Source organism: Mycobacterium colombiense (assembly GCF_003284975.1).
GTDB classification, from domain to species: Bacteria; Actinomycetota; Actinomycetes; order Mycobacteriales; family Mycobacteriaceae; genus Mycobacterium; species Mycobacterium europaeum_A.
In genome coordinates this window covers 1-7,543 of record NZ_QMEU01000159.1, presented here as the reverse complement: position 1 = coordinate 7,543, position 7,543 = coordinate 1, and the positions used below count along the sequence as shown (strand labels likewise).

Annotated in this window: 5 protein-coding genes and 1 pseudogene; 2 read left to right on the top strand and 4 right to left on the bottom strand. The window is 67.3% G+C overall.

All coding sequences use genetic code 11. The features are described from left to right. Together DQP58_RS25230 and yajC are read right to left on the bottom strand one after the other, a co-directional pair. Window positions 1-447: pseudogene (locus DQP58_RS25230) on the bottom strand (protein translocase subunit SecD); the annotation flags it as partial. Window positions 448-558: 111 nt separating this feature from the next. Further along, on the bottom strand, window positions 559-885 hold the full coding sequence (gene yajC, locus DQP58_RS25225; RefSeq protein WP_066863870.1) for a preprotein translocase subunit YajC: 327 nt from the start codon (window positions 883-885) through the stop codon (window positions 559-561). Window positions 886-1,115: 230 nt separating this feature from the next. Here yajC and gabT point away from each other — a divergent pair, with 230 nt between their 5' ends. Next, window positions 1,116-2,456: a 4-aminobutyrate--2-oxoglutarate transaminase gene (gabT, locus tag DQP58_RS25215; RefSeq protein ID WP_112710816.1), complete on the top strand. Its 1,341-nt coding sequence runs from the start codon at window positions 1,116-1,118 to the stop codon at window positions 2,454-2,456. Between the two features lie 148 nt (window positions 2,457-2,604). After that, entirely contained in the window at window positions 2,605-6,129 is a 3,525-nt protein-coding gene (car, locus tag DQP58_RS25210) for a carboxylic acid reductase (protein WP_112710815.1), read from the top strand. A 64-nt stretch (window positions 6,130-6,193) separates the two neighbouring features. Here the strand turns inward: car and DQP58_RS25205 are convergent, their stop codons facing one another. Both DQP58_RS25205 and DQP58_RS25200 read right to left on the bottom strand, forming a co-directional pair. After that, the gene (locus tag DQP58_RS25205; protein WP_112710814.1) at window positions 6,194-6,883 is read right to left on the bottom strand and encodes a hypothetical protein; all 690 of its coding nucleotides are present in this window, start codon (window positions 6,881-6,883) and stop codon (window positions 6,194-6,196) included. A gap of 132 nt (window positions 6,884-7,015) precedes the next feature. Continuing rightward, complete coding sequence (locus tag DQP58_RS25200; RefSeq protein WP_112710813.1) at window positions 7,016-7,399, bottom strand: DUF1304 domain-containing protein; 384 nt, start codon at window positions 7,397-7,399, stop codon at window positions 7,016-7,018. Between the last annotated feature and the right edge of the window lie 144 nt (window positions 7,400-7,543).

Here is a 7,543-nt window from a genome sequence, read left to right as displayed (position 1 = left end):
CGGTTGTCCCGGAGCCGGCTGGCCGGGCGCGGGCTGGCGCGGCGCCGGCTTGGGCTCCGCGCTCTGGGCCGGCATGGAATTGAGCACCGGCCGGATGTAGAGCCGGGCGGTCTGGCCCAGGTTGCGCGCCTCGTTGCCGTCGTTTCCGGGGACCGTGATGATCAGGTTGTCGCCGTCGACCACGACCTCCGAACCGGAGACGCCCAGCCCGTTGACCCGGGCGCCGATGATCTGCTGGGCCTGCGCCAACGCCTCGCGGCTGGGCTTCGACCCGTCCGGGGTACGCGCGGTCAGCGTGACGCGGGTGCCGCCCTGCAGGTCGATACCGAGCTTCGGAGCGGCTCGCTTGTCCCCGGTGAGGAACACCAACAGGTAGACGCCGATGAGCAATAGCAAGAAGACCGACAGGTAGCGGGCAGGGTGCACCGGCGCCGAAGACGATGCCACGTTCCTTCTATCTCCTCGAATATCGGTTACTACCCCGGACAGAGCCTAGAAAAGACTACGTGGCCCTCGGTTACCGGTTGCGCAAGCGGTCCGCCGGGTGGCGATCGGCCGTCAGGAATCCTTGCTGATCGAGCCCTCGTCGGCGGGGTCGTCTCCGTCGGCCAGGTCTTCGTCGTCGTCGGGCAGGATCCGGTCACGGATCGCCAGCTTCATCCAGGTGGTCACCACCCCGGGGGAGATCTCCAAATCCACGTTGTCCTCGGTGATGGCGACGACGGTGGCCTGCAGGCCCGACGTGGTGTGCACCCGATCGCCCGGGCGCAAGGACTCGTGCAGGTCGATGGTGGCCTGCATCGCGCGCTTCTGACGGCGCGATGCCAAGTACATGAACCCGCCCATGATGAGCAGGAACGGCAGGAACAGGATCAGACTCTGCATGGACGCGCCTGTCTTTCGTCGTAAATATTCTTCGGCATACGGGGCATTACCACGGCTGGGTGCCGGTAGGACTCGAGCGTCGCGCACCTCGTAACGGTCCAGTGTGCCCGTTCAGTCTGGCAGGCCACGGGTCGCGACCGACCGCCACGGTGCACGCAGTGCCCGCCGGGGTCAAGCTCGATAGGCTTTTGATGCGACGTGACACGCGCGCCGCGGGGAGGAGTTTTGTGGTGGCCAGCCTCGAGCAGACCCGCCAGCTGGTCACCGAGATCCCCGGTCCGGCATCGCTGGAACTGAGCAAGCGCCGGGCCGCGGCGGTGTCGCACGCGGTGAACGTGTCGGTGCCGGTTTTCGTGGCGCGCGCCGGCGGCGGAATCATCGAGGACGTCGACGGCAACCGGCTGATCGACCTGGGGTCCGGCATCGCGGTGACGACGATCGGCAACTCGTCACCCCGGGTGGTCGAAGCGGTGCGCGCGCAGGTCGAAGAGTTCACCCACACCTGCTTCATGGTGACGCCCTACGAGTCCTACGTCGCCGTCGCCGAGACGCTCAACCGCATCACCCCGGGTTCGGGCGAGAAGCGCTCGGTGCTGTTCAACTCCGGCGCCGAGGCGGTGGAGAACGCCGTCAAGGTCGCGCGCGCCTACACCCGCAAGCCCGCCGTGGTGGCGTTCAACCACGCCTACCACGGCCGCACCAACCTGGCTCTGGCACTGACCGCCAAATCGATGCCCTACAAGGGCGGCTTCGGCCCGTTCGCGCCGGAGATCTACCGCGCACCGCTGTCCTACCCCTATCGGGACGGCCTGGTCGACAAGGAATTGGCCACCGACGGGGAAAAGGCCGCCGCGCGCAGCATCAACATCATCGAGAGCCAGATCGGCGCCGACAGCCTGGCCGCGCTCATCATTGAGCCGATCCAGGGCGAGGGCGGGTTCATCGTTCCGGCCGAGGGCTTCCTGCCCACCTTGCTGGACTGGTGCCACAAGAACGACGTGGTGTTCATCGCCGACGAGGTGCAGACCGGATTCGCGCGGTCGGGCGCCATGTTCGCGTGTGAGCACGAGGGCATCGAACCCGACCTGATCTGCACCGCCAAGGCCATCGCCGACGGGCTGCCGCTGTCGGCGGTGACCGGGCGGGCGCAGATCATGGACGCCCCGCAGGTCGGCGGTTTGGGTGGCACCTTCGGCGGCAACCCGTTGGCGTGCGCGGCGGCGTTGGCCACCATCGAGACGATCGAGAGCGACGGTTTGATCGAACGGGCGCAGCGGTTGGAACGCCTGATCACTGAACCGCTGCTGCGTCTGCAGGCCGGCGACGACCGGATCGGCGACGTGCGCGGTCGGGGCGCCATGATCGCTATCGAACTGGTGAAGTCGGGAACCGCCGAGCCCGACAAGGAACTGACACAGAAGCTGACCGTCGCGGCCGCCGCCGCAGGCGTGATCGTGTTGACATGCGGCATGTGGGGCAACATCATCCGGCTGCTGCCCCCGTTGACCATCAGCGACGAGCTGTTAACCGAAGGCATCGACATCCTCGGCGGGCTGCTGCGCGACCTGTAAACCGGGAGATCCCCACGGCGCGTGGGCAATCTCACAACCACCACAAGCGCCGGATCATGGTGGAATACCTTTACTTTAGCTAACGTTCTATAGGTCAGCGCGGACAGCGCAATTTGACTCGCTAACTTTCATTTGCAAGGGATCTGTTATGTCGACCGCTATTCACGATGAAGAACTCGACCGCCGTATCGAGGAACTCATTGCCAACGACCCCCAGTTCGCCGCCGCCCGTCCGGACCCGGCGATCACTGCCGCCACCGAACAGCCCGGGCTGCGGCTGCCGCAGATCATCCGGACCGTGCTCGACGGTTACGCCGACCGGCCGGCGCTGGGGCAGCGCGTCGTCGAATTCGTCAAGGACGCCAAGACCGGACGCACGACCGCCGAGCTACTCCCCCGCTTCGAGACCGTCACGTATGGTGAACTGGGCGAACGGGTTTCGGCTCTCGGCCGCGCCTGGGCCAGCGACTCGGTGAGCCCCGGCGACCGCGTCTGCGTGCTGGGCTTCAACAGCGTGGACTACGCCACGATCGACATCGCGCTGGGCACCATCGCCGCCGTGTCGGTGCCGCTGCAGACCAGCGCGGCGATCTCGTCGCTGCAGCCGATCGTCGCCGAGACCGAGCCCAGCCTGATCGCCTCGAGCGTCAACCAGCTGCCCGACGCCGTGGAGCTGATCCTGGCCGGCGACCACGTGCCCGCCAAGCTCGTCGTGTTCGACTACCAGCCCGAGGTCGACGACCAGCGCGAGGCCGTGGAGAGCGCCGTGGCCCGGCTGGCCGGCACCGGCGTGGTGGTCGAGAAGCTCGCCGACGTGTTGGAGCGCGGCAAGGACCTGCCCCCCGTTCCCGAGCAGCAGACCGACGAGGACTCGCTCGCGCTGCTGATCTACACCTCCGGCAGCACCGGCGCCCCCAAGGGTGCGATGTACCCGCAGAGCAACGTCGGCAAGATGTGGCGGCGCGGCAGCAAGAACTGGTTCGGCGAGAGCGCCGCGTCGATCACCCTCAACTTCATGCCGATGAGCCACGTCATGGGGCGCGGGATCCTCTACGGCACGTTGGGCAACGGCGGCACCGCCTACTTCGCGGCCCGCAGCGACCTGTCCACCCTGCTCGAGGACCTCGAGCTGGTGCGGCCCACCGAGATGAACTTCGTCCCGCGGATCTGGGAAACGCTGTACGGCGAATTTCAGCGCCAGGTCGAGCGCCGCCTGGCCGACGGTGCCGATCGCGAGGCCGTTGAGGAACAGGTGCTGGCGGAACAGCGCCAGTACCTGTTGGGCGGGCGGTTCATCTTCGCGATGACCGGCTCCGCACCCACCTCACCGGAGCTGAAGAAGTGGGCCGAGTCGCTGCTGCAGATGCACCTGATGGACGGCTACGGCTCGACCGAGGCCGGAATGGTGTTGTTCGACGGGGAGATTCAGCGTCCGCCGGTGATCGACTACAAGTTGGTCGACGTTCCCGACCTGGGCTACTTCAGCACCGACCGCCCCCACCCGCGCGGTGAGCTGTTGCTGCGGACCGAGAACATGTTCCCCGGCTACTACAAGCGGGCCGAGACCACTGCGAACGTGTTCGACGAGGACGGGTACTACCGGACCGGTGACGTCTTCGCCGAGATCGCCCCGGACCGGCTGGTGTACGTCGACCGGCGCAACAACGTGCTCAAGCTCGCCCAGGGAGAGTTCGTCACGCTGGCCAAGCTCGAGGCGGTGTTCGGCAACAGCCCGCTGATCCGCCAGATCTACGTCTACGGCAACAGCTCCCAGCCCTACCTGCTGGCCGTGGTGGTGCCGACCGAAGAGGCGTTGGCGGACAACGATATCGAGTCGCTCAAGCCCAAGATCGCCGACTCGCTGCAGAAGGTCGCCAAAGAAACCGGCCTGCAGTCCTACGAGGTGCCGCGCGACTTCATCATCGAGACGACGCCGTTCAGCCTGGAAAACGGTCTGCTGACCGGGATCCGCAAGCTGGCGTGGCCGAAACTCAAGGCGCACTACGGCGAACGGCTCGAGCAGATCTACGCCGACCTGGCCGCCGGCCAGGCCAACGAGCTGGCCGAACTGCGCCGCAGCGGCGCTCAGGCGCCGGTGCTGCAGACCGTCAGCCGCGCCGCGGCCGCCATGCTGGGCGCGGGCGCCGGCGACCTGTCACCCGACGCCCACTTCACCGATCTGGGTGGAGACTCGTTGTCGGCGTTGACATTCGGCAACCTGCTGCGCGAGATATTCGACGTCGACGTGCCGGTGGGTGTGATCGTCAGCCCGGCCAACGACCTGGCGGCCATCGCCGCCTACGTTGAGGCCGAGCGCCAGGGCTCCAAGCGGCCGACGTTCGCGGCCGTGCACGGACGCGGCGCCACCACGGTGCACGCCAGTGACCTCACGCTGGACAAGTTCCTCGACGAGGCCGTCCTGGCCGGCGCGCCGAGCCTGCCCAAGCCGGCGACCGAGGTACGCACGGTGCTGTTGACCGGCGCGACCGGATTCCTGGGCCGTTACCTGGCGCTGGACTGGCTCGAGCGGATGGACATGGTCGACGGCAAGGTCATCGCCCTGGTGCGGGCCCGCTCCGACGAGGAGGCGCGCGCCCGGTTGGACAAGACCTTCGGCGTGGGCTCTCCCCAAGGCGACCCGAAGTTGCTGGCGCACTACCAGAAGCTGGCCGCCGACCACCTCGAGGTGATCGCGGGCGACAAGGGCGAGGCCAACCTCGGCCTGGACCAGCAAACCTGGCAGCGACTTGCCGAGGAGGTCGACATCATCGTCGACCCGGCGGCCCTGGTGAACCACGTGTTGCCGTACAGCGAGCTGTTCGGGCCCAACGCGCTGGGTACCGCGGAGCTCATCCGGATCGCGTTGACCTCCAAGCAGAAGCCGTACACCTACGTGTCGACGATCGGCGTGGGCGACCAGATCAAGCCGGGTGAGTTCGTCGAGGACGCCGACATCCGGCAGATCAGCGCCACCCGCGAGATCAACGACAACTACGCCAACGGCTACGGCAACAGCAAGTGGGCCGGAGAGGTGCTGCTGCGCGAGGCGCACGACCTGTGCGGTCTGCCCGTCTCGGTGTTCCGCTGCGACATGATCCTGGCCGACACCACCTACTCCGGTCAGCTCAACCTGCCGGACATGTTCACCCGGCTGATGCTGAGCCTGGTCGCCACCGGTATCGCGCCCGGTTCGTTCTACGAGCTCGACGCCGACGGCAACCGGCAGCGGGCGCACTACGACGGCCTGCCGGTCGAGTTCATCGCCGCGGCGATCTCGACGCTGGGAACCCAGATCACCGACAGCGACACCGGCTTCCAGACCTACCACGTGATGAACCCGTACGACGACGGCATCGGTCTGGACGAGTACGTCGACTGGCTGGTCGAGGCCGGGTACTCGATCGAGCGCATCGCCGACTACTCCGAATGGCTGCGGCGGTTCGAGACGTCGCTGCGGGCCCTGCCGGATCGGCAGCGTCAGTACTCGCTGCTGCCGCTGTTGCACAACTACCAGAAGCCGGAAAAGCCGATCAACGGCTCGATGGCGCCCACCGATGTGTTCCGCGCGGCGGTGCAGGAAGCGAAAATCGGCCCCGACAAAGACATTCCGCATGTCACGGCGCCGGTGATCGTCAAGTACATCACCAACCTGCAGTTGCTCGGACTGCTCTAAGGGCAAGAAAGCAATCGCCCAGTCCCGTTGCGGGACTGGGCGATTGCCGTTGGTTGGGGCGGAACTACTGCTGCGGGTGCGGCCAACGCAGATACGCGGCGTTGGCGCCGGCCCCCGCGCCGGCGCGGTTGCGGCGCCAGCCCCGCTTGGGCTCGGGGTCCGCCGCGGAGCGCGGCTTGGTCAGCGCGCCCGAGGAGACCTCAGCGGGCTCGTACACCGAATCCCGGTAGGGCTCGACGCCCGGAGCCGCGGCGGGTTCGGCCGCCACCGGATGCACGTCGCGGGCCAGGCGCACGGCGGTGCGGGCCAGCACGACCCCACCCACAAAGATGATCAGCGCGCCCAGGCCCGAGAAGTAGGTGACCTCGAGCACCGCGCGCTTGCGTTCGGTCGCCGCGATCGGGTCACCGGCGGAGCCGATTCCCAACAGCGGGGCGACCTGGCCGCCCACGACGAACCACGCGCCGGCCAGCACGGCCAGCCAGCCGCCCAGCATGGCGGCGACCCGGTTTCCGGCGACGATCAACAACAGACCGCCGAGCACGGTGGCCGCGCCCGGCGCCACTTCCAGCCAGCCCCGGGCGGGGCTCCATGCCCAATCCCGGTCCGGTGTATAGGCGAAATTAAAGTGCGGACCAACAAACGGTATTAACGCCCCCCACGCTCCCAAAATGACCAGGAGCAATCCGCTGACCGCGCCTCGCGAGCGCGGCATACTCAGCCCGCGGGTTTGGCCGTCTTGTGCGTATTTCATGACATCCCCTCGTTGAATACCGGGTCTGATTCCGGCCTGGGATGGTTACCCAGCGCCTTCCACTACTAACCCACGCGGCAAACGAAAGCCACCGCTAGCCGGAGGCTTTTGAGGCTGGTGAGACTGGTGTTACTAGTGAAGGCCGAGCAACAGCAGCACGATCGCGATCGCGGGAAACGTGCCCTGCGTCGCGGCGGCGCGGGCCTTATCGCGCGCCGACGCGACCAGCACCACCGCCGCCGCGGCCATCGACCCGACGCCGGCGAAGACGAGCGCCGCACCAATGTCCCTGTGCCTCAACGCGACTGCGGCGATGCCCACGCCGGTGACGATGGCCAGGAAAAGGTTGTAGAAGCCTTGGTTGAACGCCAGCGCCTTGGTGGTCTCGGCTTCGGCCGCGGTGGTGCCGAAGGTGGCGCGGGTGCGCGGCGAGGTCCAGGTCAACGATTCGATCACAAAGATGTAGACGTGCAGCAACGCCGCCAGCGCGGCGAACACCAATCCGGCGGCGATCATCGCTCCTCCTCGCTGTTCGGGCGCCGGTGAACTCTACCGATCGAGGGTTGACCGGGCCAGCCTGAGTCGGCAAGGCCCCGGTAGCCGAGGGCTACCGGGGCCTTGCCGACTCAGCGGGTCAGGCGCCCGCGTGGTGGTGCCGGT

Bases quoted from the DNA above. Each gene is read 5' to 3' on its own strand.
- DQP58_RS25200 (WP_112710813.1), bottom strand. From the start codon at position 7,399: ATGATCGCCGCCGGATTGGTGTTCGCCGCGCTGGCGGCGTTGCTGCAC.
- car (WP_112710815.1), top strand. From the start codon at position 2,605: ATGTCGACCGCTATTCACGATGAAGAACTCGACCGCCGTATCGAGGAA.
- DQP58_RS25205 (WP_112710814.1), bottom strand. From the start codon at position 6,883: ATGAAATACGCACAAGACGGCCAAACCCGCGGGCTGAGTATGCCGCGC.
- yajC (WP_066863870.1), bottom strand. From the start codon at position 885: ATGCAGAGTCTGATCCTGTTCCTGCCGTTCCTGCTCATCATGGGCGGG.